Annotated in this window: 24 protein-coding genes; 9 read left to right on the top strand and 15 right to left on the bottom strand. The window is 60.5% G+C overall.

What is annotated here, in order from left to right; translation table 11 throughout:
• Window positions 1-4 precede the first annotated feature (4 nt).
• The 3 genes from ABM428_RS05840 to ABM428_RS05830 form a co-directional block, all read right to left on the bottom strand.
• Window positions 5-853, bottom strand: a complete 849-nt coding sequence (locus tag ABM428_RS05840) for a carbohydrate ABC transporter permease (RefSeq protein ID WP_005852118.1) — start codon at window positions 851-853, stop codon at window positions 5-7.
• Window positions 853-1785: a carbohydrate ABC transporter permease gene (locus ABM428_RS05835; protein ID WP_005852117.1), complete on the bottom strand. Its 933-nt coding sequence runs from the start codon at window positions 1783-1785 to the stop codon at window positions 853-855. The genes ABM428_RS05840 and ABM428_RS05835 overlap by 1 nt, the downstream gene beginning before the upstream one ends.
• A gap of 113 nt (window positions 1786-1898) precedes the next feature.
• On the bottom strand, window positions 1899-3158 hold the full coding sequence (locus ABM428_RS05830) for an ABC transporter substrate-binding protein (RefSeq protein WP_181358628.1): 1260 nt from the start codon (window positions 3156-3158) through the stop codon (window positions 1899-1901).
• A 177-nt stretch (window positions 3159-3335) separates the two neighbouring features.
• Between ABM428_RS05830 and ABM428_RS05825 the strand changes: the two genes are divergently transcribed.
• From ABM428_RS05825 to ABM428_RS05810, 4 genes are all read left to right on the top strand, one after another.
• On the top strand, window positions 3336-4121 hold the full coding sequence (locus ABM428_RS05825) for an IclR family transcriptional regulator (RefSeq protein ID WP_009826389.1): 786 nt from the start codon (window positions 3336-3338) through the stop codon (window positions 4119-4121).
• A gap of 13 nt (window positions 4122-4134) precedes the next feature.
• Window positions 4135-5193 carry an ABC transporter ATP-binding protein gene (locus tag ABM428_RS05820; protein ID WP_037943674.1) on the top strand — a complete coding sequence of 353 codons (1059 nt, stop codon included), beginning with the start codon at window positions 4135-4137 and terminating at the stop codon, window positions 5191-5193.
• A gap of 148 nt (window positions 5194-5341) precedes the next feature.
• Complete coding sequence (locus tag ABM428_RS05815; protein WP_132996972.1) at window positions 5342-6226, top strand: hypothetical protein; 885 nt, start codon at window positions 5342-5344, stop codon at window positions 6224-6226.
• 105 nt (window positions 6227-6331) lie between these two features.
• Entirely contained in the window at window positions 6332-7111 is a 780-nt protein-coding gene (locus ABM428_RS05810; RefSeq protein WP_132996973.1) for an ion channel, read from the top strand.
• A 33-nt stretch (window positions 7112-7144) separates the two neighbouring features.
• On the opposite strand, the gene rlmF is transcribed toward ABM428_RS05810, so the two are convergent.
• The 7 genes from rlmF to ABM428_RS05775 form a co-directional block, all read right to left on the bottom strand.
• Window positions 7145-8071 (bottom strand): 23S rRNA (adenine(1618)-N(6))-methyltransferase RlmF, encoded by a 927-nt coding sequence (gene rlmF / locus ABM428_RS05805; protein ID WP_353628270.1) that lies wholly within the window; start codon window positions 8069-8071, stop codon window positions 7145-7147.
• Window positions 8072-8220: 149 nt separating this feature from the next.
• Complete coding sequence (locus ABM428_RS05800) at window positions 8221-8763, bottom strand: cytochrome b (protein ID WP_353628269.1); 543 nt, start codon at window positions 8761-8763, stop codon at window positions 8221-8223.
• 182 nt (window positions 8764-8945) lie between these two features.
• Window positions 8946-9656, bottom strand: a complete 711-nt coding sequence (gene arsH, locus ABM428_RS05795) for an arsenical resistance protein ArsH (protein WP_353628268.1) — start codon at window positions 9654-9656, stop codon at window positions 8946-8948.
• Window positions 9649-10071, bottom strand: coding sequence for an arsenate reductase (glutaredoxin) (gene arsC, locus ABM428_RS05790; RefSeq protein WP_180828909.1), 423 nt, complete (start codon window positions 10069-10071; stop codon window positions 9649-9651). The genes arsH and arsC overlap by 8 nt, the downstream gene beginning before the upstream one ends.
• Window positions 10068-11135 carry an ACR3 family arsenite efflux transporter gene (gene arsB / locus ABM428_RS05785; RefSeq protein ID WP_005852103.1) on the bottom strand — a complete coding sequence of 356 codons (1068 nt, stop codon included), beginning with the start codon at window positions 11133-11135 and terminating at the stop codon, window positions 10068-10070. The genes arsC and arsB overlap by 4 nt, the downstream gene beginning before the upstream one ends.
• 103 nt (window positions 11136-11238) lie before the next feature.
• Entirely contained in the window at window positions 11239-11571 is a 333-nt protein-coding gene (locus tag ABM428_RS05780) for a helix-turn-helix transcriptional regulator (RefSeq protein WP_132996977.1), read from the bottom strand.
• Between the two features lie 161 nt (window positions 11572-11732).
• Window positions 11733-12728, bottom strand: a complete 996-nt coding sequence (locus tag ABM428_RS05775) for a zinc-binding alcohol dehydrogenase family protein (RefSeq protein ID WP_353628267.1) — start codon at window positions 12726-12728, stop codon at window positions 11733-11735.
• Between the two features lie 101 nt (window positions 12729-12829).
• Between ABM428_RS05775 and ABM428_RS05770 the strand changes: the two genes are divergently transcribed.
• Window positions 12830-13735 carry a LysR substrate-binding domain-containing protein gene (locus ABM428_RS05770; protein WP_353628266.1) on the top strand — a complete coding sequence of 302 codons (906 nt, stop codon included), beginning with the start codon at window positions 12830-12832 and terminating at the stop codon, window positions 13733-13735.
• Window positions 13736-13926: 191 nt separating this feature from the next.
• On the opposite strand, the gene ABM428_RS05765 is transcribed toward ABM428_RS05770, so the two are convergent.
• Window positions 13927-14781, bottom strand: coding sequence for a MurR/RpiR family transcriptional regulator (locus tag ABM428_RS05765; protein ID WP_353628265.1), 855 nt, complete (start codon window positions 14779-14781; stop codon window positions 13927-13929).
• Window positions 14782-14955: 174 nt separating this feature from the next.
• Here ABM428_RS05765 and ABM428_RS05760 point away from each other — a divergent pair, with 174 nt between their 5' ends.
• Together ABM428_RS05760 and ABM428_RS05755 are read left to right on the top strand one after the other, a co-directional pair.
• The gene (locus ABM428_RS05760; protein WP_353628264.1) at window positions 14956-16284 is read left to right on the top strand and encodes an aspartate aminotransferase family protein; all 1329 of its coding nucleotides are present in this window, start codon (window positions 14956-14958) and stop codon (window positions 16282-16284) included.
• The gene (locus ABM428_RS05755; protein ID WP_353628263.1) at window positions 16281-17060 is read left to right on the top strand and encodes a 3-keto-5-aminohexanoate cleavage protein; all 780 of its coding nucleotides are present in this window, start codon (window positions 16281-16283) and stop codon (window positions 17058-17060) included. The genes ABM428_RS05760 and ABM428_RS05755 overlap by 4 nt, the downstream gene beginning before the upstream one ends.
• Window positions 17061-17244: 184 nt before the next feature.
• On the opposite strand, the gene ABM428_RS05750 is transcribed toward ABM428_RS05755, so the two are convergent.
• Entirely contained in the window at window positions 17245-19527 is a 2283-nt protein-coding gene (locus ABM428_RS05750; protein WP_132996983.1) for an adenosylcobalamin-dependent ribonucleoside-diphosphate reductase, read from the bottom strand.
• A gap of 123 nt (window positions 19528-19650) precedes the next feature.
• Here ABM428_RS05750 and ABM428_RS05745 point away from each other — a divergent pair, with 123 nt between their 5' ends.
• The gene (locus ABM428_RS05745; protein ID WP_005852088.1) at window positions 19651-20082 is read left to right on the top strand and encodes a DUF1489 family protein; all 432 of its coding nucleotides are present in this window, start codon (window positions 19651-19653) and stop codon (window positions 20080-20082) included.
• Between the two features lie 135 nt (window positions 20083-20217).
• On the opposite strand, the gene hisG is transcribed toward ABM428_RS05745, so the two are convergent.
• From hisG to hisS, 3 genes are read right to left on the bottom strand one after another with little or no spacing between them, the layout of a single operon-like run.
• Window positions 20218-20907 carry an ATP phosphoribosyltransferase gene (hisG, locus tag ABM428_RS05740; RefSeq protein WP_037963380.1) on the bottom strand — a complete coding sequence of 230 codons (690 nt, stop codon included), beginning with the start codon at window positions 20905-20907 and terminating at the stop codon, window positions 20218-20220.
• Window positions 20904-21983: an ATP phosphoribosyltransferase regulatory subunit gene (locus ABM428_RS05735; RefSeq protein ID WP_180828887.1), complete on the bottom strand. Its 1080-nt coding sequence runs from the start codon at window positions 21981-21983 to the stop codon at window positions 20904-20906. The genes hisG and ABM428_RS05735 overlap by 4 nt, the downstream gene beginning before the upstream one ends.
• The gene (hisS, locus tag ABM428_RS05730; RefSeq protein ID WP_132996985.1) at window positions 21983-23491 is read right to left on the bottom strand and encodes a histidine--tRNA ligase; all 1509 of its coding nucleotides are present in this window, start codon (window positions 23489-23491) and stop codon (window positions 21983-21985) included. Before hisS ends, ABM428_RS05735 begins: the two co-directional genes overlap by 1 nt.
• 158 nt (window positions 23492-23649) lie before the next feature.
• Here hisS and ABM428_RS05725 point away from each other — a divergent pair, with 158 nt between their 5' ends.
• Complete coding sequence (locus tag ABM428_RS05725; protein WP_005852080.1) at window positions 23650-23844, top strand: SlyX family protein; 195 nt, start codon at window positions 23650-23652, stop codon at window positions 23842-23844.
• Window positions 23845-23863 lie beyond the last annotated feature (19 nt).

Raw genomic sequence — 23863 nt, 5'->3', positions numbered from 1 at the left:
CTCTCTACTTTACTGCGCCAAGCGTGAGACCGGCGATGAAGTGCTTTTGCATCAGAAAGAACATCGCGACCGGCGGAAAGGCGGCGACAATCGATCCCGCGCTCATCAGGTGATAGGCTGCGCGGAACTGCGAGTTGAATTCGGTGATGCCCGCGGTGACAGGTTGCGCGCTTGGCCCTTGGGTCAGCACGACCGCCCAGAAATAATCGTTCCAGATGAAGGTAAAGACCAATACCGCCAGCGCGGCCAGCGCGGGCTTCATCAATGGCAGCACGACAAAGAAGAAAATGCGCCATTCGGCCACGCCCTCGACGCGGGCGGCCTCGATCAAGGGGAAGGGCAATGCGCGGATGAAGTTGCGCATGAAGAGCGTGCAAAAGCCCGTCTGGAACGCCACGTGAAACAGGACCAGCCCCTGAATACTGTCATACATCCCCAGCGATATGGTCAGGTCGCGCACGGGCACCATCAGGATCTGGAACGGGACAAAGTTGCCCGCGATGAACATGAAGAAGATCAGCAGGTTGCCCTTGAACTTGTAGATCCCCAAGGCGAACCCCGCCATGCTGGACAGCGCAATCGCCCCCAGCACAGTGGGCAGCGTGATAAAGACCGAGTTCATCAGGTAACGCGGCATATTGCTTTCAAAGAAGACCTTGCCGTAGTTCGTCAGTCCCTCGAAGCTGGACGGCCATCCCCAGTAGTTCCCGGCGGCGAAATCCGACCCCGGCTTGATAGAGAACAGGGCCACCGCGATCAGCGGCAAGAGCCACAGGATCAGCGCGACGGGCAGCAACGTCTGATAGGTCAGCTGGCGGCTGCGCGATTGTTTGGCGATCGGTGTAGGGAACATCAGCGAGCCTCCCGCTCTTCGCGCCACATGGCATAGAGGAAATAGGCGATGAACCCGAGCATGATGAGGAACAGGATCACCGCGATGGCAGAGCCATAGCCCATGCGGAAGCCGAACTCGGACAGCGCTTCTTCGAACATGTAGAACGACAGCACGCGGGTCGATCCGAAGGGGCCGCCGTTGGTCATGACGCTGATCAGGTCAAACGACCGCAGCGCGCCGATGATGGTGACGACAAAGGCGATGAACGTCGCGGGCTTGAGCTGGGGCAGGATGATGTACCACAGCATCTTGCGCCCCTTGGCCCCGTCCAGTCGCGCGGCCTCGATCTGTTCGGGGTCCACCGCATTCAGACCCGTTAGATAAAGGATCATGCAATAGGCCGTCTGCGGCCACAGCCCCGCCGCGATGATCCCGTAGGTCGCCGTAGACGGGTCGCCCAGGATATTCACCGGCCCTGCCCCGAAAATCGCCAGCATCGCGTTCAGCAGCCCTTCGCGTGGCAGGTAGAACCACGAGAACACCAGCCCGACGACCACCTGGGAAATGACAAAAGGAAAGAAGAACAACGACTTGTAGATACGGATGCCGCGCACGGTCTGGTTCAGGAACAAGGCGATGAACAGCCCCGCTGGCACGGCCAGCAAATACAGCACCAGCCATTTGAGGTTGTTCCAGAACGAGATCTCAAACTTGCGGTCCATCTTCTGGTCGCCGATCCCCAGCAACCTTTCGTAGTTCGCGGTGCCGACAAAGGTCTTTTCCCCCAGTCCGTCCCACTGGTAGAAACTGATCGCGACGCTTTGGCCGATGGGAATGATCACATAGACCGCAAAGAACAGCATCGCCGGCAGCAGGAAAAGCCACGGCGTCAGCGCGATCTCGTTGCGTTTGTACCAACTGCGCGCGGGGGGCGGTGTTGTTGCTGCCATGCCGTGGTCTCCGGTAAATCAACACATGCGAAAACCGGCCGTCGGCGGGCTTGCGAATGGATTGAGGCGGTGAGTTGCGTCCCCCCGATGCGGGAGGACGCGACGCTTTCGCGTTATTCGTAGATGCGCTGACGCGTTTCTTCGAGCCGCTCTAGGATGTCGTCAAGGTTGTCGGGAACCACCATGAATTCCTGCAACCCCTCCATGCCGACGCTGGCCATCTCGGCGCTGAAGTCGCGGTCAAAGAACTGGGCCACACCGCCCTTGGCGCTGGTGTTCAGCATCTCGAACCCCTGCTCGAGGAACTCGTCCTTATCGACCGAGGATTCAGAGTTGATGGGCAGCTGCCCCAAGGCGTCGCCTGCGTTGATCTTGGTCTGCACATCAGCCGATGTCACATACTGAAGGAACGCGCGGGCGTTTTCCTTGTTCTTGGCACCTGACGGGATGTGGAACGTGTCGGTCGGGGCATCCTCGCCCTGTGGCACATCCGCGATCTTCGGGAACTGGTAGAAGTCGATCTGGCTGTCGTCCAGGCCGCCTTCGCGCATTGCGGCAACGGCGAAGTTCCCCATCAGATAGGCAACCGCCTCGCCTTCGATCATGAAGTTCAACGCTTCCTGCCAGGAATAGGATTGGTGATCGGCGACATAGCCACCCATGTCGATGATCTTGCGCCAGTTGGCAAAGGTTTCGCGGACGCGCGGATCGGTCCAGGGCACCTCGCCACGGGCAAGTTCCATGTGGAAGTCGAAGCCGTTGGTGCGCATGTTCAGATAGTCGAACCAGCCGCCAGCGGTCCACAGGAACTTGGTCCCGATGGCATAGCACGCACGGCCCGAGGCAACGATCTTTTCGCAGTTCGCAAGCTCTTGTTCAAAGGTTTCAGGCTCGGTCAGTCCCAGTTCCTTGAAGATATCTTCGCGGTAGTACATGCCCCACTGGTAGTAGGTATAGGGCACACCATATTGCTTGCCGTCGATGGTCAGCGCACCTTTGACAGACTCAAGCCCGGGCAGATCGCCGTTGGCATACATATCAGAGATGTCTTCGAACAACCCGGCAGAGACATAAGGGCCCATGCGGTTCGCGGCATACCAGTTGACCACATCGGGCGGGTTCGCCCCCAAGGCGTTCCGGATCTGCGTCTTCCACGCTTCGCGGTCGACGATCGTCAGTTCGATATCGACGTCCGGATGCAGCTCTCCGAAACCGGCTGCCAAACTCTCCATCACCGCGCGCGGCGCGGGGTTCGACATGTCAGAGGTGATCTTGAGCTCCCCTGAAAGCTGACTTTCGTCCGCGACAGCAAACGATGTTGAAAATCCCGCAGCGACAACGGCCGCGAGTGACCTCTTGAGAATGGAATGCATGGTATCCTCCCTGATGCTTCCGCAATCCAAAACTGTCTCATTATTTGAAACTTAGTTTTGTATATTGATATATAAGATCAAGCTCGCTAGCCTTGTCAACAGTTTGGTGCGCCGCATGGGGGAAAGGTCAGTCAAAAGACCCCACAGGATGCAGCGCCCTGAGGGACGGAGAACGATATGAATGTGGTGAACAGCGACGGGACTGTTGCAAAGGCGCTGAGCGTGCTGGATCAGGTGACAGCAATGGGCCGCCCTGTCCGCATGCGCGAATTGCTGGAGACATCGGAGTTTCCAAAACCGACGCTGTACCGGCTACTTCAGACGCTCACCAGTCAACGTATGCTAAGCTATGACAAGGATCAGCAGACCTATGCGCCGGGCATCCGTCTGGTCAGCCTTGCCCATTCCGCATGGTCGCAAGCCTCGCTTGCACCGATTGCCGCCCCCTATATCAGCGCCCTCGGCGAACGCCTGCGCGAGGCGATCCACCTTGCGCAGATCGACAACGGTCAGGTCGTGTTCGTCGACAAGCGTCAGGCCAGCAGCCGCTTTGCCACGCTGGCGCGCACCGGTCAGGTCGCCCCGGCCTATTGCACAGGAGTCGGCAAGGCGATTCTCGCGCATCTTGAACCCGAAGCACAGGCGCAGGCGTTACAGCAGCAGGCGTTTTTGAAATATACCGATGCGACCCATACCAGCACCGAAACCCTTGTGCGCGAGCTGGAACAGATCCGCGCCGAGGGCATCGCCTTTGACCGCGAGGAACACGAGGCCGGCATCATCAGCATCGCCGCCCCCATTCTGACCGACGCGGGCCGCGTCGTGGGTGCCGTATCCATTGCAACCGCAACACACCGTCATACGCTGGACGGTCTGAATGCGTTCCGCCCTGCCCTGCTTGAGTGTGCCACCCGCATCGGGGCCGAGGCGCAATCCTGGCAGTCCCCCTCTGTCCCCTCATAAAAGGAAGTCGTATATGGCCGGTGTCGTCATGAAAGATGTCGTGAAACGCTATGGCGGTGTTCAGGTGATACACGGGATCGACCTTGAAATCGAAAATGGCGAGTTTTGCGTTTTTGTCGGCCCGTCAGGCTGCGGCAAGTCGACCTTGCTGCGCATGATTGCGGGGCTGGAAGAAACCACCGAAGGCAGCATGAGCATCGGCGACCGGGATGTGACCCGCATGGACCCGGCAGAGCGCGGGGTCGCGATGGTGTTCCAGACCTACGCGCTGTATCCGCATATGACCGTGCGCGACAACATGGGGTTCGGCCTGAAAATGAACGGCCATCCCAAAGCCGAGATCGCCCAGAAGGTGGCCGAGGCGACGCGGATCCTGAAGCTGGAAGAGTATCTTGACCGCAAGCCCGCCGCCCTGTCGGGGGGCCAGCGGCAACGCGTATCTATCGGGCGCGCCATCGTACGCGGCCCCGAAGTTTTTCTGTTCGACGAACCGCTGTCCAACCTCGACGCCGAGTTGCGTGTCGAAATGCGCGTCGAAATCGCCCGCCTGCATAAGGAAATCGGGGCGACGATGGTCTATGTCACCCACGATCAGGTAGAGGCGATGACCCTCGCCGATAAGATCGTGGTGCTGCGCAAGGGCCGGATCGAACAGGTCGGCGCTCCGCTTGACCTGTACCGCGATCCTGACAACCGCTTTGTGGCAGGCTTCATCGGTTCGCCCGCGATGAACTTTCTGGATGGCACCACCAGCGGCGGCAAGGTCGTGCTGGACGGGTTGGACGGCAGCTATGCCCTGCCCGTGACCCCACCCGAAGACGGCCGGGACATCACCCTCGGCATCCGGCCAGAGCACATCGAAATTGAACCCCAAGGCAAAGGCTTCACCGTCGAAATGACCGAGGCTCTTGGCGGCGTGTCCTATGTTCACCTGCTGTCCGACACCGGTGCCAAGATCATCGTCGAGGAACGCGGCGACGACCGGTCTCGTGAAGGGGCGCAGGTTGGCGTGAAAATCCCGCCCGAGCGGGCGATGCTGTTTGACGCCAACACCGAACAACGTCTGCGCTAAGGCGCAGGCGGGTCATCGGTCACGTAAACCTAGACAGAACCAGACATTCCTGAAAAACAGTTGGGGCGTGCAAGCGAGCCTTGCGCGACAGTCCCGCCGGAGCCGACCGCCCGGGCGGGACGGGCACCGTAGATAGGGAAGCAGATTAATGGCGAAACCAAGACTTACGCTCACCTATATCGTGGAACCGCCCTCTTACGACATCATGGCCTGTAGCCTGCTTGCCTCTATCCGCGAGCAGTTTTCCGAAGACGTGGCCTGCATCGGCTATGTGCCCGAACATCGCATGAACGACGTCCACCCTTCGGTGTTCATCGCACACGAGAAAATGGGGGCGGAGCTGCGCCCGATGAAAACGGAAGGCATGTGGCGCGAGCCCTATCCCCACGGCAACAAGATCATCGCCGCGATGCAGCCCCGCGAGAGCGAGTTTTCCGCCTTTGTGGATTCCGACGTCTTGTTTATCCGCCCCAATACAATCGACAATATCGTCAAATCCGGCCATGTTTCCTGCTCTGTCGCGGCCAGTATGTATTGGGCGCAGAAAGACATCTGGGACCTGATCTACGGGGCCTTCGATATGGAGATCCCGGAAGAGCGTGTGTATCTGATGCGCCAGTCGCGCCGCCCCAAAGTGCCCTATTTCTCGTCCGGTTTCGTCCTTTTCCCCGAAGCCGAAGGACCACAGGGCCGGTTTGCCGATGTCTGGTACGAGACGGCCCGACGGATTGACGAGATCGACACGCTGGAAAAGCGACGCCCTTATCTTGATCAGATGAGCCTTCCTGTCGCCATCCGCCGTGCGGGCCTGACATGGAACCCGCTGGCGGAAGAGCAACATTATATCCTGGGCGGCAAGATACGGGGGGAGCCCCTGCCCGAAGATCGCGATATCTTCACGGTGCATTACCGCAACCCCAAGGTGCTGGAAGAAGTCGGCCTAAAGCATAAATCCCGACGCATGCTGCGCCGTCAAACGGGCGTCAGCTTTGTGCGCCGCTTGGCCCGGACGGACGAGACCACGCCGGAATAATCCTGCCGGCCTACGCAAACCATTGATATTGGCGCGCCTTGCGCCATCTTGACCCTCAGCGGTTGTTGACGATGACGACCCTGAGGGAAGCGGTATGTCCAATCAATGAACAGTCTACGCAGTACGATTAAAGCTTTATACGATGGACAAACCACGCGCTCGCGGCGGTTTCGTTATGGGTTGATCCTGTTTGATTCACTGACGATCATCTATTTCATCGCGACCGCCGCGTTGCCGTCCACGCCGGTGATTACGGCGGTCAATGCGTTCTTTGGCCTGTTCATCCTGTTCGACCTTGCCGCGCGTCTTTGGATCTCTACGAACCTGCGCAAAGAGCTGACGCGCATCTACACCCTTGCCGATCTGGTCGTGGTGATATCGCTGGTGCTGGCACCGCTTATGGCCGAAAGCTTTGCGTTCCTGCGGGTCTTGCGCGGTTTGCGGCTGATCCATGCCTATCACCTGCTGCACGACCTGCGGCGAGAAAGCGCGTTTTTCCGCAAACACGAGGACGCGATCCTTGCGGCGGTCAACCTGCTGGTGTTCATCTTTGTCATTACATCGCTGGTGTTTGTGCTGACCTTTGAAGAGGACGCGGGCGTCGCGGGCTATGTCGATGCACTGTACTTTACAGTGGCGACGCTGACGACAACGGGTTTTGGCGACATCACGATGACGACAACGGGTGGCAAACTGCTGTCGGTGTTCATCATGGTGGTCGGGGTCGCGCTGTTCGTGCAATTGGCGCGGACGATTTTCCAACCCTCCAAGATCAAGCACACCTGCCCCGAATGTGGCCTGAACCGTCACGAGACAGACGCCGTTCACTGCAAACACTGCGGCACCACGCTCAAGATCGAGACGAAGGGCGATACGGGCGGTTAATGTCGCGGGGTATCAGACACGCGCGTGGCTGTTCTAGCGCGCGGATCCCTTCATAAAGGACGCACGCTGATCTTTCTTGATGAATGTCCAGGCGATGAACCGGCTTGTCTTTTGCCCCTGCGCCATCTCGACCACATCGCAGTTGGCGACCTTGGCCTTTTTCAGGATTTTATAAAGCGTCTGCACGTTGTCCTTTTTCGACACAAGCGACGTAAACCACAGACATTGCCCCGCAATCGCGCGGCTTTGGTCGACCATGCTGGCGATGAACTTGATCTCGCCGCCGGGGCACCAGAGCTCGGCGTTTTGCCCGCCGAAATTGAGCTTGCCTGAACGCCCTTTGCCAAGGTTCGCCCACTTCCGTTGCGTGCCCTTCGTCGCCCTTTCCATCGAGGCATGAAAGGGCGGGTTGCACAGGGTGACGTGGAAACGGTCGTCAGGATTGATCACCCCGTCGAAAATATCCTCGCGGTTCTCTTGCAGCCGCAGGTCCACGTCCAGCGCGTTGGCCTTTGCAATCTGTTGCGCAGACTTGATGGCCACAGGGTCGATATCGACACCGGTAAACTGCCAGCCATAGGCGCTTTGCCCCGTCAGCGGGTAGACCAGGCTTGCGCCGGTGCCGATGTCCAACGCCTTGATCTGCGGCCCGCGCGGGATCTCGTTGTTGTTGCTGCGTGCAAGCAGATCGGCCAGATGGTGGATATAATCGACGCGCCCCGGAATGGGCGGGCAAAGGTAGTTCGGCGGGATGTCCCAGAAATCAATGCCGTAGTCCGCCTTGAGCAGCGCCCGATTGAGCATACGCACAGCCGCCACGTCCCGAAAATCGATGGTGGTCTGCCCCGCTGGATTGAGGCCGGTAAACGGCCCTAGCTCGGGGAGGGCCGCAATCAGACGCGCGAAATCATACCCCTCGTTGTGGAGGTTGCGGGGGTGCAGGTTGGTTTTGGTGGCCATGGGAAAGCCTTTGTTGAAAGTGGTGAAAAGCAGCCAGGCCGTTGGCCTGTCTTACCCCCTGAAGGCCCCATAGTAAAACCGAAGACGCGGCCGTTGGCCTCGAGAAAAACTGAAGCCCCTATCGCCGCGGGCTCCCTATTTTCAGCATCTTACCGCCCCGCCATCGTGGATAGGACATCATCACGCTGGATCAGCCGATGCCAAACGACTGCCATGAAGATATGCCCAAGCACCACAAGGGCAAGGATCCAGCCCAGCTCTCCATGCCATTCCGCGGGCGCTTGCATCCAGGCGACCTCGGCGGTTTGGGGCGAAAATATCTGTACCCCGAAATAGCTCAGCCCACGGGTGCCGCCCGCTGCGGCCAAGAGCCGTACGCCCGGGACGATCACCATCAAGGCATATAGAACCAAATGACCCGCGACAGCCGCCTGCCCCATCAAACCGGCATTCGTAGGCCGCCGTTGGATGTTCGCCAGCCCCCACAGACCACGCACGAGGACCAGCGCAAACAGTGTCACCCCCAGCGTCGTATGGTAGCCCCAAAGAAGCTCGCGCAGGGTGTTCTCTCGCGGAAGCGCCCAATGCGCCGCGGCGGAGATAAACTGCGCCGCAAACAATGCGGCCATGCCCCAGTGAAGCAGCCGGCTTACGGTGCCGTAACGGGTTGGTGTATCAGATAGTTGTGTCACAAAATGCCCCTGTCTCTGGCGATATCACGATCGTTAATTACAGCGTCTGCGCGGTCGCCTTAGGCAGACAACTGCGCTGGATGAAGCTTTAACAGACCATCCAGCGCAGTTGTCGCGCAAATCATTCAAGCCGCGTCCCGTTCAACATACGGATATTTCTGCCCCTGCGGTCGACAACTCGGTCAGATCGACTTCTGGTTCACGCGCTTCGACAGCTCGACGGCGCTTTCCTTCCGCTCGCTATAGCGATCCAGCAGGTAGTCTTTCCTGTCTTTGGTCAGCATCGTGAACTTCACCAGCTCTTCCATGACATCAACGACCCGATCATAGAATGGCGATGGCTTCATCCGATCCGCGTCGTCAAACTCCAGAAAGGCTTTGGGGGTGGAAGACTGGTTCGGGATCGTGAGCAGCCGCATCCAACGCCCAAGAATGCGCAGCTGGTTCACGGCGTTAAAGCTTTGTGACCCCCCGCTGACCTGCATGACGGCCAGCGTTTTGCCCTGCGTCGGACGCACACCGCCCAAGGACAGCGGAATCCAGTCGATCTGGGTTTTCATGATGCCGGTCATGGCCCCGTGGCGTTCGGGTGAACACCAGACCATCCCGTCGGACCATGTGACCAGATCACGCAGTTCCTGCACTTTGGGGTGACTGGCGTCGGCATCATCCGGCAACGGCAGGCCAGACGGCGAATAGGTACGCGTCTCGGCCCCCAGCCGTGTCAGAATGCGCGCGGCTTCCTCTGTCATGAGCCGGCTGAACGACCGGTCCCGCAATGATCCGTAAAGCAGCAGGATACGCGGGCGGTCCGCGTCTGCTGCGGGCTCAAGCAGACGCGCCGCATCAATCGCTTTGAAATGGGTGTCATCAAGGTTCGGGGTATCAGGCAACTCGGTTTCCTTCCGCGTCAATCAGTAAAGAGCCGTCTTCCTTGGTCAGCGGCCCCTGTGGGAGGTGGTCAAGCAAGTCCAGCACGGCCTCGCTTGGGCGGCACAGCCGGACGCCTTTGGGCGTGCAGACAATGGGGCGATTGACCAAGATGGGGTGTTCCAGCATGGCGGCCAAAAGGGCTTCGTCGTCCACGTCGGGATCCAGCAACCCCAATGCCTCTGCCGGAGATCGCTTTACCCGCAGGGCGCTGCGCGGCGTCAAAGCCGCCGCCGCGAAAAGCCCCAAAAGCTGTCCGCGCGTCCAGCCGGTATCAAGATAGGGGATCACAACGGGCTCCACGCCCGATGCTTTTATGATGGCCAGCACATTGCGGGACGTGCCGCAGTCGGGATTGTGGTGAATGACAACACTCATGCTGACCCCTCCGAGGCAGGGAACCAGTGCCGGGTTCTGTTTGCAAAAGCGACAAGCGACAGCATGACCGGCACTTCGACCAAGACACCGACCACCGTCGCCAATGCCGCACCGGATCCGAGCCCGAAAAGGCTGATCGCAACCGCGACGGCCAGCTCGAAAAAGTTGGAGGTGCCGATCAAGGCGCAGGGCGCCGCGACATTGAAGGGAATACCCCAGGCCCGCGCGACCCCATAGGCCAGAAAGAATATCCCGTAGGACTGGATCAGAAGCGGCACAGCGATCAGGGCAATCACCAGCGGCCGGTCCAGGATCACCTCGCCCTGAAACGCGAAAAGCAAGACCACCGTCACAAGCAGACCGATGATCGAGAACGGCTGCACACCCGACTTGAACCGATCCACCGCCGCTTCGCCGCCTTGCGCAATCAGCCGCTGGCGCGTCAGATATCCCACGAAAAGCGGCAGCATCACGTAAAGGCCCACGGACAACAGCAGCGTATCCCAAGGCACGACGATATCCGTGGCCCCCAGCAAGAAGGCAACGATGGGCGCGAAGGCGAACACCATGATGACGTCGTTCACGCTCACCTGCACCAGCGTATAGGTCGCATCCCCCCGCGTCAGGTTAGACCAGACGAACACCATCGCGGTACAGGGCGCGGCCCCCAGCAGGATCACGCCCGCAAGATAGGCCTGCGCGTCATCCGGCGGGATCAGGCCTGCGAAAAAATAGTTAAAGAACAACACGCCAAGGGCGGCCATGGTGAAGGGTTTGACCAGCCAGTTCACCACCACCGTGACAACCAACCCTTTCGGCTTGTCCCCCACCTGACGTAAGGCTCCGAAATCCACCCCGACCATCATCGGGAACACCATCGCCCAGATCAGCACCGCAACGGGCAGGTTCACCGACGCCACCTCAAGCCCGGCAAGCATACCAAACGCAGTCGGGAACAGATTGCCAAGCAGCAGCCCCGCGCCAATCGCCAGCGCCACCCAGACGGACAGCCATTTTTCAAACGTGCCCAGACCCGCCGCCGCGGGAAGTGTCGTATCAGTCATGTCGAACCTTCAAAAATTGCAGCCCCTTGGCCGTGAATATGTGGTTGCCCGATGTCAGCACAGGAATGTTACAGGACCAATGCGGCACCTCCCCCATGCGCGCCTAACAGGGGCAGGCGAGCTCGTTTATGATGGGTTGGCAGAGTTCCGGGCGCCCGCCGCAGCAATCCTCCATCAGAAAGGCAAGCAAACCGCGCAGCCCCTCCATATCGGCAAAGTAACGAATGCTTCGCCCTTCGCGCTTGCTGCGAATAAGGCCCGAACGTGCCAGAATCGCGAGGTTGGTCGACATCGTGTTCTGCCGCACCCCCAAGGTGTCGCCGATATCGCCTGCCGACATCCCCCCTTCTCCGGCTGTGATGAGAAGACGGAAGACATCAAGGCGGGTGACCTGACTAAGCGCCGCAAAAGCGTCGAGAGCGTTGTTCTTATCCATATATCGAGAATTATTGATTCATTTAACGCAGGTCAAGCCCTGATCAGCAACCCGTTGCGCTTGCGCGAAACTATGGGCAATCTACGCGCCCCTTCACAGGCGCAAGGGACGCGGGGGCGTGGCGTGAACATGGCACGACGCCCCCGCGTGATTTCTATTACTTAAAGCCCGCCAAGCACCTGTTTGCCAATCACGCGACCGCTTTCTTGCCGCAGATGCGCTGCGCGCAGCGCCTCGACGGTCAGCGCCTCGCCGCGCTCGGTGACTGTCGACTGCAATGTGCCTGCGTCGATCATCGCTGCAACGCGGTTCAGCAGGTCTTGCTGGGCATCCATATCGTCGGTCGCGAACATCGAACGGGTGAACATGAATTCCCAATGGACGCTCAGCGCCTTGGGTTTGGCCGCCTTGATATCCAGCGCCTCGGGGTCGTCGATCAGCGCGATCTGGCCGCGTGGCGCGATCAAGTCGATGATTGCGGGCCAATGCTGATCCGTCGCCGTCAACGCGGCGACATAGCTTGGGGTCTGGCCCAGCTCTGCCAGCTGCGCGGGTAGGTCACCGCGATGGTCAACCACGTGATCCGCCCCCATCTTGCGCACCCAATCCTCGGTCTCGGGCCGAGAGGCCGTCGCAATGACGGTAAGCCCGGTCAGCGCTTTGGCCAACTGGATAAGGATAGAGCCGACGCCGCCAGCGCCACCGATCACCAGCAAGCTTTGCCCCGCGCCGCCCCCTTCGGTCAGGCGGAATGCGTCGAACAACATCTCCCACGCGGTGATCGAGGTCAGCGGCAGCCCCGCCGCTTCGGTAAAGTCGAGACTGGCCGGCTTGCGCCCGACGATCCGTTCATCGACGGCATGGAATTCCGCATTGGTGCCCGCGCGCATGACGTCGCCCGCATAGAAGACCTCGTCGCCGACCTTAAAGCCGGTGACCGACGCGCCCACCTCGGCAACGACGCCTGCTGCGTCAAAGCCCAGGACGCGCGCCGCGCCTTCGGGTTGGGCGGCGGCGCGCAGCTTCACGTCGACCGGATTGACCGAGATGCCTTTCACCGCGACCAGCAGATCACGCGGTCCCACCTCGGGCCGGTCGATTTCAATCATATCGAGCGTGTCCGCAGGGCCCGCCGCGCTATAGCCAATGGCTTTCATTTCTTTGTTCCTTCATTGTGTCGCTGAAAAATAGGTCTTGTGAAACGGTAGAAAACCGGCATTTTTCCGATTTGATTATTCGGATAACGGAGATAATAGCGGTGGATACTGACAACCTGCGCCTTTTTGTGATGGCCGCCGACCGGCTGAATATCTCTGCTGCCGGACGGAATCTGGGTCTTGCCCCTGCGGTCGCCAGCGCCCGCCTTGCCAAACTGGAACAAGAGCTTGGCGTAGAGCTGCTGCGACGCACCACCCGCAAAGTGTCGCTGTCGCTCGAAGGGTCCGACTTCCTTCCCTACGCGCGGGAGATTCTGGCGCAGGCAGAGGCCGCGAAGGCCGTTCTTGGCAGCCATGAAACCAGCCCCAAGGGCACCATCCGATTTGCCGCGCCAAGCAGTTTCGCGCAGCGCCACATCATGCCGCTTCTGCCGCAGTTTCACGCGGCGTTCCCCGACCTTACGCTCGAACTTCGCCTGTCTGACGCACGGTTTGACGCGATCGAGGGCAGTTTTGACCTTGCATTGCGCGCGGCCCCCCTGACCGACAGCAGCCTCAAGGGGCGCAAGCTGGCGGGTGATACCCGCGTCCTTTGCGCCTCTCCCGCATATCTTGAGGAACACGGCGTACCGCAGTCACCGGCAGAGCTTCGGGGGCATCGGTTTCTGGCATGGATCGACCTTGAGCCGCGCGAATTGATCGGCCCAGAGGGCGAAACCGCGCCGCTTTACCCAGCCCAGATGATCTGCCGGACCATCGTTGACGATGGTGACGCTCAACGTGAGGCCACGCTTGCCGGGGCCGGTCTGTCGATCAATTCTATCTGGAGCGCCTCGGACGAGCTGCGCTCGGGCCGGTTGATCCGTGTCCTGCCGGAATGGAAGCTGAACGACAGTTCGGTCTTGTGGTTGATGTACCCGCGCTCAAACGTGCTTACCCCCAAGACGCGCATCCTGATCGACTTTCTCATCGCGCATCTTGGGTCACATGCAGAATGGGGCGCGTAGAAGCCAGACCCGCGCCCACAACACGCCCGTTATCGGTATAACCGTCACTCATGCCGCGGACTGGCACAACGCCTATCCTATGCGGTCATCGTCGCGCTGGACGAAAGCGACCTGCGGTCCACGGGGTTGATCACCGGTGGCTCTGCCGTGGCATTGGGCCTGCCGGATGATTTTCATCCGCGCAAGACACCTCAAAAGTCGTAGCCGCCATACTGCCGGATACGGTCCTCGAAGCTCGATACCCGCTCTGCCGCGTCATCTGAACGCGCGGCCATGCCGACCAGCAGCATCTCCACCGCTAGAAACGCCGAATTGAGCGATGGCAGGAAATGAGGTCCGGCCATGGGCAGCGGGACCACTTTCCAAGCGCCAACCGCGATTGGGGACGCATGACTGTCCGTCAGCGCCAGAACCCGCGCGCCGCGGGACTGGGCGATCTGGCAGGCCTGAACCACCTCTGCCGCGTAATGTTCATAGGTGATCCCGACGATAATATCCTCGGACGTGGCCTGAGACAGAACATCGACAATGCCCCCCGGCAGAGTCGGCACGTCTACGAAATTCGAAAACGCCATGCCGCCCACATACGAGAAATAATGCGCGATCGCATAGCAGCTGCGCACGCCGACCACATAGACTTTGCGCGCCCCGAGCAACGGGTCGATGCACGCATTCAACGTGTCCAGAATATCTGCCGAGAAAAGCATCGCCGTGTTTTCACCATGCGCCTCCATGAGCGCGGCAAACGCGCTGTCGCGATGTTCGTGCCTTAATGTCTGGGCACGCGCGCCGTAGTTTGGCGCAGGTGTCTGGATCGTTGCCTGCACATCCGTGCGGAAGGCGTCAAAGCTGGTATAGCCAAGCTCCTTCGCCATACGGGTCACGGTATTCGGATTGACCCCTGCCTGCTTGGCCAGCCCGCGAATCGAGCTAAAGGCCACGAGCGAAAGGTTATCAAGAAGCCACCGCGCAAAGGACCGAAGCGCGGGTGTACCTTGCGCACTTACCTGTGACAAGCGGTCTTTCAGCGTTTCATCGTTGGTCATCAAAGCCTTACCTCTTGTTTATGCGTGCCAGCCTTCACGCCGCTGTCACACCCGATGCACAGCAAAAATACATTTGCTTAATCTATGGTAATAAAATAATACAAACGCATCATCGCGCAGGCAAGTGCTGATGTCACGTCACCCAAAGCGCGTCTTCAAGCAAGGACTACAGTCATGAAAAGTCATATCTTCGGCAGATCCACCAAAGGCGCGCTGCCGGTCGCCACCAAGGGGGACGGCTGCTATCTGATCGATGCGGACGGACGCAGATATCTTGATGGTTCGGGTGGTGCTGCTGTTTCCTGTCTGGGGCATTCAAATCAGGCTGTCCGTGCCGCCCTGCACGCCCAGATTGACCAGCTTGCCTTCGCGCACACCGGATTCTTCACGTCCGATCCGGCAGAGCGTTTGGCCGATCGCCTGGTCGAGAACGCGCCTGCGGGCATTGATCGGGTTTATCTCGTCTCTGGCGGCTCCGAAGCGGTCGAGGCATCGATCAAGCTCGCGCGGCAGTATTTTCTGGAAATCGGGCAGCCCAAGCGCCACCGCGTCATTGCCCGCCGCCAAAGCTATCACGGGAATACATTGGGCGCTTTGGCAGCTGGGGGGAATGCGTGGCGTCGTACCCAGTTCGCACCCCTGCTTGCCGACACCACCCATATCAGCCCCTGCTATGAGTACCGCGACCGGCAGGACGGCGAAACGCAAGAGGCCTACGGCCTGCGCGTGGCGAATGAGCTGGAAACCGAAATCCTGCGGCTTGGCCCTGATACGGTGATGGCCTTCCTCGCGGAGCCTGTCGTGGGTGCGACCTCGGGCGCGGTACCTGCCGTGCCGGGGTATCTCAAGCGCATCCGCGAGATTTGCGACCAATATGGCGTGCTGCTGATCCTGGACGAGGTGATGTGTGGCATGGGCCGTACCGGCAAACTGTTCGCCTGCACCGAGGACGGCGTCGCCCCGGACATGATCACCATCGCCAAAGGACTTGGGGCGGGCTATCAACCGATCGGCGCGCTGCTGACCTCGGCTGCCATCTATGATGCGATTGCGGCAGGCACCGGTTTCTTCCAGCACGGCCACACCTATATGGGCCACGCCATGGCGGCCACGGCGGCCAATGCCGTGCTCAGCGAAATCCTTGACCGCGATCTGCTGGCCCATGTCACCACCCAAGGCGACAAGCTTGACGCAGCACTAAAGGCGCAGTTCGGCGATCATGACAACATTGGCGATATACGCGGGCGCGGGTTGTTCCGCGGGATCGAACTGGTTGCCGACCGCAGCACCAAAGCACCCTTCGATCCGACCCGCGGCCTTGCCGCGCGGATCAAGAAGGAGGCCTTTGCCGCCGGTCTGATCTGCTATCCGATGTCTGGCACAATCGATGGTCAATATGGCGACCACGTGCTGCTCGCGCCGCCGTTTATCATCGAGGACGCGCAGATCGATGAGCTGGTGAGCAAGCTATCAACAGCCATCGACAAGGCGCTTGCCGCATGACCGCATTGCCCAGATTTATGGTCGCGCCGAATGGGGCGCGGCTGACCAAGGCGGATCACCCTGCCCTCCCCGTCACCATAGAAGGGACGGTCGCCTGCGCGCTGGCCTGCCATGCTGCGGGTGCCGATGGCCTTCATGCGCATGTACGCGATACCGAGCAACGGCATGTTCTGGACGTCGGGCTTTATGCCGAGCTTCTGAGCGAGCTCGGCCAGCACGCCCCTGATCTCTATGTTCAGATCACCAGCGAGGCCGCGGGCCGCTTTACCCCCGCAGAACAACGCCATCTGGTCGAAACCCTGAAACCTCGCGCCGTGTCGGTCGCGCTGCGCGAGATCACGGCCAATCAAGAGAATGCCGCCACCCGACGGTTCTTTGCCATGTGCGCCGAAGCGATGATCGACGTTCAACACATTCTCTATGACGCCGCGGATATTGCCCATCTTGCCCGGCTTGTCGCGCAAGGCGATGTCCCCTGCGACGGGCTGAAGACCCTGATCGTTCTGGGGCGTTATACCAACGGCCAGACCAGCACACCCACGGAAGTCGCAGCACTGGCACAAAGGCTAAAATCGGCCTTGCCGGACGCAGACTGGGCCGCCTGCGCCTTCGGGCCACAAGAAACCGCCTGCCTGATCGAGGCCATGCGCCACGGCGGCAAGACCCGGATCGGATTCGAGAACAACCGCTTGAACGCAGACGGACAAGTCGCGGCAAACAATGCCGAGAGGGTCACCGAACTGGTGACACAGGCCAAGCGCGCTGGATTTGCGTGACCGTTATCGCGAGACGCAAGTGAAGCGGGTTCGGTGAGGGTGTTGATCGCTGACTCGAAGCAACACCACACACAGGCCCGCGGCCTTGATTGTGCATTCAACTGCAGATCTTGGGGATCCGAAAATTGGACGCAATGGTTTGAGGAATACGGGTGAGGTTTTGAAACCTCACCCCCAACTCCAATTAGCCACACTTACTATGGCCGCAGCTGCCGCAGGTCATGCAGCCTTCGACCATGCGCAGGTCGTATTGGCCGCAGCTGCTGCAGGCTTTGCCGCGGGGGGCCTCCAGGCCGACGACCTTGGCTTGCGGGTCGGATTTCAGCCCCTGCCCTTCGCCCGCGATAAAACCGGTGGCGATCAGATGTTGTTCGATCACGCCCCCGATGGCGGCCAGCATCGACGGGATGTATTTACCGCGCATCCAGGCTCCGCCGCGCGGGTCAAAGACGGCCTTCAGCTCTTCGACGACAAAGGACACATCGCCACCGCGACGGAACACGGCAGAGATCATGCGGGTAAGCGCGACCGTCCAGGCAAAATGCTCCATGTTCTTGGAGTTGATAAAGACCTCGAACGGACGACGGTGCCCACCGATCACCACATCGTTGATGGTGATATACAGCGCATGCTCGCTGTCGGGCCATTTGATCTTGTAGGTGGAGCCCTCAAGCTCTTCCGGGCGGTCCAGCGGATCGGACATATAAACGACCTCGCCGCCTTCCTCAGCGGTGGCTTGGGCCGCGACCTCGCCCGGGGCTGTATCGGCGCTTTCCGATACCGACAGAACCGATCCGGTCACGTCATTGGGACGATAGGTCGTGCAGCCTTTGCAGCCCTGATCCCAAGCGGCCATATAAACATCCTTGAACGCGTCAAAGCTGATGTCTTCGGGACAGTTGATGGTTTTCGAGATGCTGCTGTCGACCCATTTCTGTGCCGCGGCCTGCATCTTGACGTGATCCAGAGGGGCCAGCGTCTGTGCATTAACGAAATAGTCCGGCAAGGGCGCGTCGCCCTTCAGATCGCGCCACATCTGTACGGCGTAATCGACGACTTCTTCCTCGGTACGGCTGCCATCCTTTTGCAGAACCTTGCGGGTGTAGGCATAGGCAAAGACCGGCTCGATCCCTGAGCTGACGTTGCCTGCATAAAGGCTGATGGTGCCTGTCGGCGCAATCGAGGTCAAAAGCGCGTTGCGGATGCCGTTTTCGGCAATGGCGTCGCGCACGTCATCATCCATCTGCTGCATGGTGCCGGAAGCCAGATAGGCGTCCGCCTCGAACAACGGGAAGGCCCCCTTTTCCTTCGCCAGATCGACGGAGGCCAGATAGGCCGCCCGTGCAATCGCCTTGAGCCATGCCTCGGTCTGCTCTGCCGCCGCGTCCGAGCCATAGCGCAGCCCGACCATCAACAAGGCATCCGCCAGACCGGTGACACCCAGACCGATGCGGCGCTTGGCTTTCGCCTCTGCCTGCTGTTCGTCAAGCGGGAATTTCGACACGTCAACGACGTTGTCCATCATGCGCACAGCGGTCGCGACCAGCTTGTTCAGCGCCTCGACATCCAGCTGAGGGTTGTCGCCAAACGGGTCGGATACCATCCGCGCCATATTGATCGACCCCAGCAAACAGGCACCATAGGGCGGCAGCGGCTGTTCCCCACAGGGGTTTGTGGCGGCGATGGTTTCACAATAGCTCAGGTTGTTGGCCTCGTTGATGCGATCGATAAAGATCACACCGGGCTCGGCGAACTCATACGTGGCTTTCATGATCCGGTTCCACAGGTCACGGGCCTGAACGGTGCGATAGACCTTGCCGTTGAACTGCAGATCCCAGCTGGCATCGGCCTTGACCGCATCCATGAAAGGGTCTGTGATCAACACGGACATGTTGAACATCCGCAGCCGCGCGGGGTCGGATTTCGCGGCGATGAAGTCTTCAACATCAGGGTGGTCACAGCGCATGGTCGCCATCATCGCGCCACGGCGCGACCCGGCGGACATGATGGTCCGACACATCGCATCCCAGACATCCATAAAGCTCAACGGGCCGGAGGCGTCAGCAGAGACCCCCAGCACATCCGCGCCACGGGGACGGATGGTGGAAAAGTCATAGCCGATCCCGCCCCCCTGCTGCATGGTCACAGCGGCTTCTTTGAGCATATCGAAGATGCCGGCCATGCTGTCAGGCACGGTCCCCATGACGAAACAGTTGAACAATGTCACACGGCGCGCAGTACCTGCCCCGGCAGTGATGCGGCCCGCGGGGAGGAATTTGAAATCCTCCAGCGCTTCGTAAAATGCCTCTTCCCATTTTTCCGGTGCTTTTTCGACCTGTGCCAGATCACGGGCGATTCGCCGCCAGCTGTCTTCTACCGTCACATCGCGCGGCGTGCCGTCGGCATCTTTAAAACGGTATTTCATGTCCCAAATCTGTTCGGCAATGGGGGCGGCAAATCGTGACATATTCGATTCCTTGAGGGCTGTTTGGGAAGGTGTTCACCATACCCCAAATCAAAGCGCAAGCACAACAGGTTGAAGAAAGTGTGTATTAGAATACATGATGCTGTAGCAGCGACGGAGGATTCTGTGAAAAATCATATACATCTCATCAAGTTGTCCGTCGGCACGGAAACCGTCGATGATCTGGCCGCATGGCAGGAAAAAAAACGCGTGCAAACCGAGGACGGTTTTCCCCGTCACGTGACGCGCATGTGGCCCAAACGCGAACCCGAGATTCTGAACGGCGGGTCGATCTTCTGGGTGATCAAAGGTGTGATCCAGTGTCGTCAGAAAATCCTGCGTCTGGACGAGACGTCGGGCGCGGACGGCGTGCGCCGCTGCGCGATCGTGCTGGACCCCAAGATCATCCGCGTGCAAGGCAGCCTCAAACGCCCGTTTCAGGGGTGGCGCTACCTTGCGCCGCAGGATGCCCCTGCCGATCTGCCCGAAGGCCGCGACCACGAAGAGCCTCTGCCCATCGAGTTGAACCGCGCGCTGGCCGAGATCGGCGTGCTCTAGCAGCAGCCCCTGCGCGCGCATCCCCCGCGGAATTTGAGTTTATTTGGCAAAATGAAGCAGGGCCGCGCGAGCCTCTTCATTTTGCCCTTAAACTCCCGCCGGAGGCGCATCCGCAGGATGCCGCGCGCATGCGCGTCAGGACAGCCGCGCCAGCAGGGCCGTCATCGTCGCGCGATCCGCATCATCCATCTCTGCCATCCGGCTGCGCCAAAGCGTCGCCTGTGACCGCAGGATCAGCCCGTCGGACAGGATCTTGAGGTGATTGGCGCGCAATGTCTCCCCGCTCGAGGTGATGTCGGCGATGGCCTCTGCGGTTTCATTCTTGATCGTGCCTTCGGTCGCCCCCTGGCTGTCGACCAGCGCATAATCCGCGACACCGGTGCTGCGCAGGAATTCCCGCACCAGCCGGTGGTATTTCGTCGCGATGCGCAGGCGGAACCCGTGCTTGTCGCGGAAGGCCGAGGCGGCGGCATCCAGATCATCGAGCGTATCAACATCGATCCAGGCCTGAGGCACCGCGATGATCAGATCGGCATGCCCGAAGGCGAGCTCTTCTACCGGGGCGACAAGCTGATCCCACAGCGCCAGTTTCTCTTGCACCAGATCGGTGCCGGTGACGCCCAGATGGATACGGCCAGCGGCGAGTTCGCGGGGGATTTCGCCCGCAGAGAGCAAGATCAACGACACGCCCTCAATGCCTTCGACGGCCCCCGCGTATTCACGTTCGGAGCCTGTGCGCTGCAAGGTGATCCCGCGCGCGGCAAACCATTCAAAGGTTTTCTCCATCAGACGCCCTTTGGAGGGCACACCGAGTTTGATCGTCATTGGCCTGCCTCCAGTTCCAGCATCAGCCCGGGGCGCATGACGCCCCCCACCGCGGGGATTTCACCGCCCTGCCCCAGCCGCCGTGTCAGCGCGTCATAGCGTCCGCCTGTGGCGATGGTGGGCAGGTCGGGCCGTGTCGCCGCGCGGAAGCCGAAGACGAACCCGTCATAATATTCCATCGACACGCGGCCAAAGCTGGCTTCGAACATCAGGTTACCGGTGTCGACACCGCGGGCGGCAAGCGCCTTTTCCCGCGCCGCGACACGGTCCACCGCATCCGAGATCGCGGGCATATCGACGGCAAGGTCATGCAACTGGCTGATCGCATTGGGCATGGTTTCACGCACATCCAGCAGCGCCAGCAGCAAGGACACCTGCGTCCGCGACAGGGCCGGCTCGGTGGCGTCGGCGCGCAGGGCGGCGATGCGTGTTTCAATCTCGTCCAGACTGCGCAGGCCGATCAGTGGTGCGGTGATAGCACCGTCACTGGCCAAGAGCGCCGCGCGGGTCGCGGGCATCGGCGTTTTGCCAGCATAGCGGTCGAGCAGCGCACGGAACCGGCGGGGCCGCCAGATGTGCCGCATCAATGCCGCCTTGCGCGACGCCGATGTATCCAGCCCCGCAACCGCAGCCATCAAGATACCGATATCCCCCGTCACGGCAGTGACCGGAAGCCCCTCCAACGCGCCCTGAATCAGGGCAAAGACTTCGGCATCGGCTGCCGCGGGATCGCCACGGTCAAAGACTTCGTAGCCCGCCTGAATATATTCATTGGCGCGGTTGGGGTCACGTTCCTGACGGCGGAACACTTCGCCCGCGTAGGTGTAGCGTGCCGGGTCCGCCCCATGGGCCATATGCATCTGCACCACGGGCAAGGTATAATCGGGGCGCAGCATCTGTTCGCCCCGCATCGCATCCGAGGTGACATAGGCGCGCGCGCGGATGTCTTCGCCATAAAGGTCCAGCAGGGTCTCGGCGGGTTGCAGGATCGGGGGTTCCACCACCGCGGCCCCCTGTGCCTCGAACAAGGCGCGCAGGCTTGCGGCTTTGGCGAGGATGTCGGATCGTGTAGCCATCAGCGGTTCAGCTCCAGTATCTCGCGCACTTTAGAGACAAGATCCCCACGCGCCACTTCATATTGGCTGGGGCGGTCTTTCCATTCCTCCAGCGTGGCGCTTTCAGCGATTTTCGCGCCCAAGATCAGGTCCTTGATCTGGATCATACCCTTGTCGAATTCATCCCCGCCCGCGATCACCGCCACCGGGCTGGCGCGGCGGTCTGCATATTTCAGCTGGTTGCCAAAGTTCTTGGGGTTGCCCAGATAAACCTCGGCCCGGATGCCTGCCTGACGCAATTCGGCAACCATCGCCTGATAGTCGGACATGCGCGCCTTATCCATCACGGTCACCACCACGGGCCCTTCGGCCTGCGCCGACATCCGGCCCTTGGCCTGCAGTGCGGCAAGCAGCCGGTCGACGCCGATAGAGACGCCCGTTGCAGGGACTTCCTGACCGGTGAAGCGCTTGACCAGATCGTCGTAGCGCCCACCCCCTGCGACAGAGCCAAAGTTGCGGGGCCGGCCTTTTTCGTCCTGGATTTCGAAGGTCAGTTCCGCCTCGAACACCGGACCGGTGTAATAGCCAAGACCCCGCACGACAGAGGGGTCGATCTCTACGCGGTCAGCGCCGTAGCCGCCGGCCGCCATCAGATTGGCGATGGTTTCCAGCTCGTCCACGCCCTGCGCGCCTGTCTCAGAACCCGCGACCAGTTCACGCAACCGCGCGACGGTTTCCGCACCGCTGTCGCGTTTGGCTTGCATAAAGCCCATGACCACATCGGCCTGTTCATCGCTGAGCCCTGCGCCATCGGTAAAGTCGCCGCTGTCATCCTTGCGGCCCGCGCCCAGCAATGCGCGCACCCCGTCCAGACCCAGCCGGTCGAGCTTGTCAATCGCACGCAGCACGATGCCGCGCTCGTGGGCGAAATTGTCGGGGTTGGCAGGATCGAGCACGCCTGCGACCTCCATCACACCGTTAAGCACCTTGCGGTTGTTCACCCGCACGATGTAGTCCCCGCGGTCGATCCCGACTTCTTCCAGACAATCGGCCAGCATCGCGCAGATTTCTGCATCCGCCGCGACCGACGGTGCGCCGACCGTATCGGCATCGCATTGATAGAACTGGCGGAAACGCCCTGGCCCCGGCTTTTCGTTGCGCCAGACCGGCCCCATCGCATAGCGCCGATAGGGCGTGGGCAGATCGTTGCGGTGTTGAGCATAGACGCGTGCCAGCGGTGCCGTCAGGTCATAGCGCAGGGCCAGCCAGTCGCCGGGCTTGTCCGCCTCTGCATCCTCTTGCCACGCGAATACGCCCTCATTGGGGCGATCCACATCGGGAAGGAACTTGCCCAAAGCCTGCACCGTCTCGACCCCGGAGCTTTCCAGCGCGTCAAAGCCATAGCGATGATAGACCTGCGCAATCTTATGCAGCATCTCGGCACGCTGTGTTACTTCTGCACCGAAATAGTCACGAAACCCCTTTGGCGTTTCGGCCTTGGGGCGGGGGGTCTTTTTTGGCTTGGCCATTGGATCACATCCTGTGGGCTGAATATCGCGCTTCGCGTCTAGCCCAACCCCCCGCCAAGGGCAAGCGACGCGGCCCCGCCGCGGCACGCATGCCCCCTTATCGAACGCGCGACAACCTGTTAGGAGGACGGCAAACGCGCAAGCTGCAAGGTGCCCTCATGGATAAGCTCGAAGAACAAATGGCCCATCTGATCCGTACGGTGGATGACCTGTCCGATGTCGTCGCCCGTCAGGAGACAGAGATCGCGACCCTGACACGGCGGGTTCATATGCTGATGCAGCGCGAGGGCGAACGCGAGGCAGCGGGCTCCGAAGGGGTTGTCATCGGCAACGAACGCCCGCCGCACTATTGATCGGATGCCTCATCTAGGA

Source organism: Sulfitobacter sp. TCYB15 (assembly GCF_040435955.1).
In the GTDB taxonomy this organism is placed as follows: Bacteria; Pseudomonadota; Alphaproteobacteria; order Rhodobacterales; family Rhodobacteraceae; genus Sulfitobacter; species Sulfitobacter pontiacus.
This window is presented reverse-complemented; position numbering and strand designations above follow the sequence as displayed.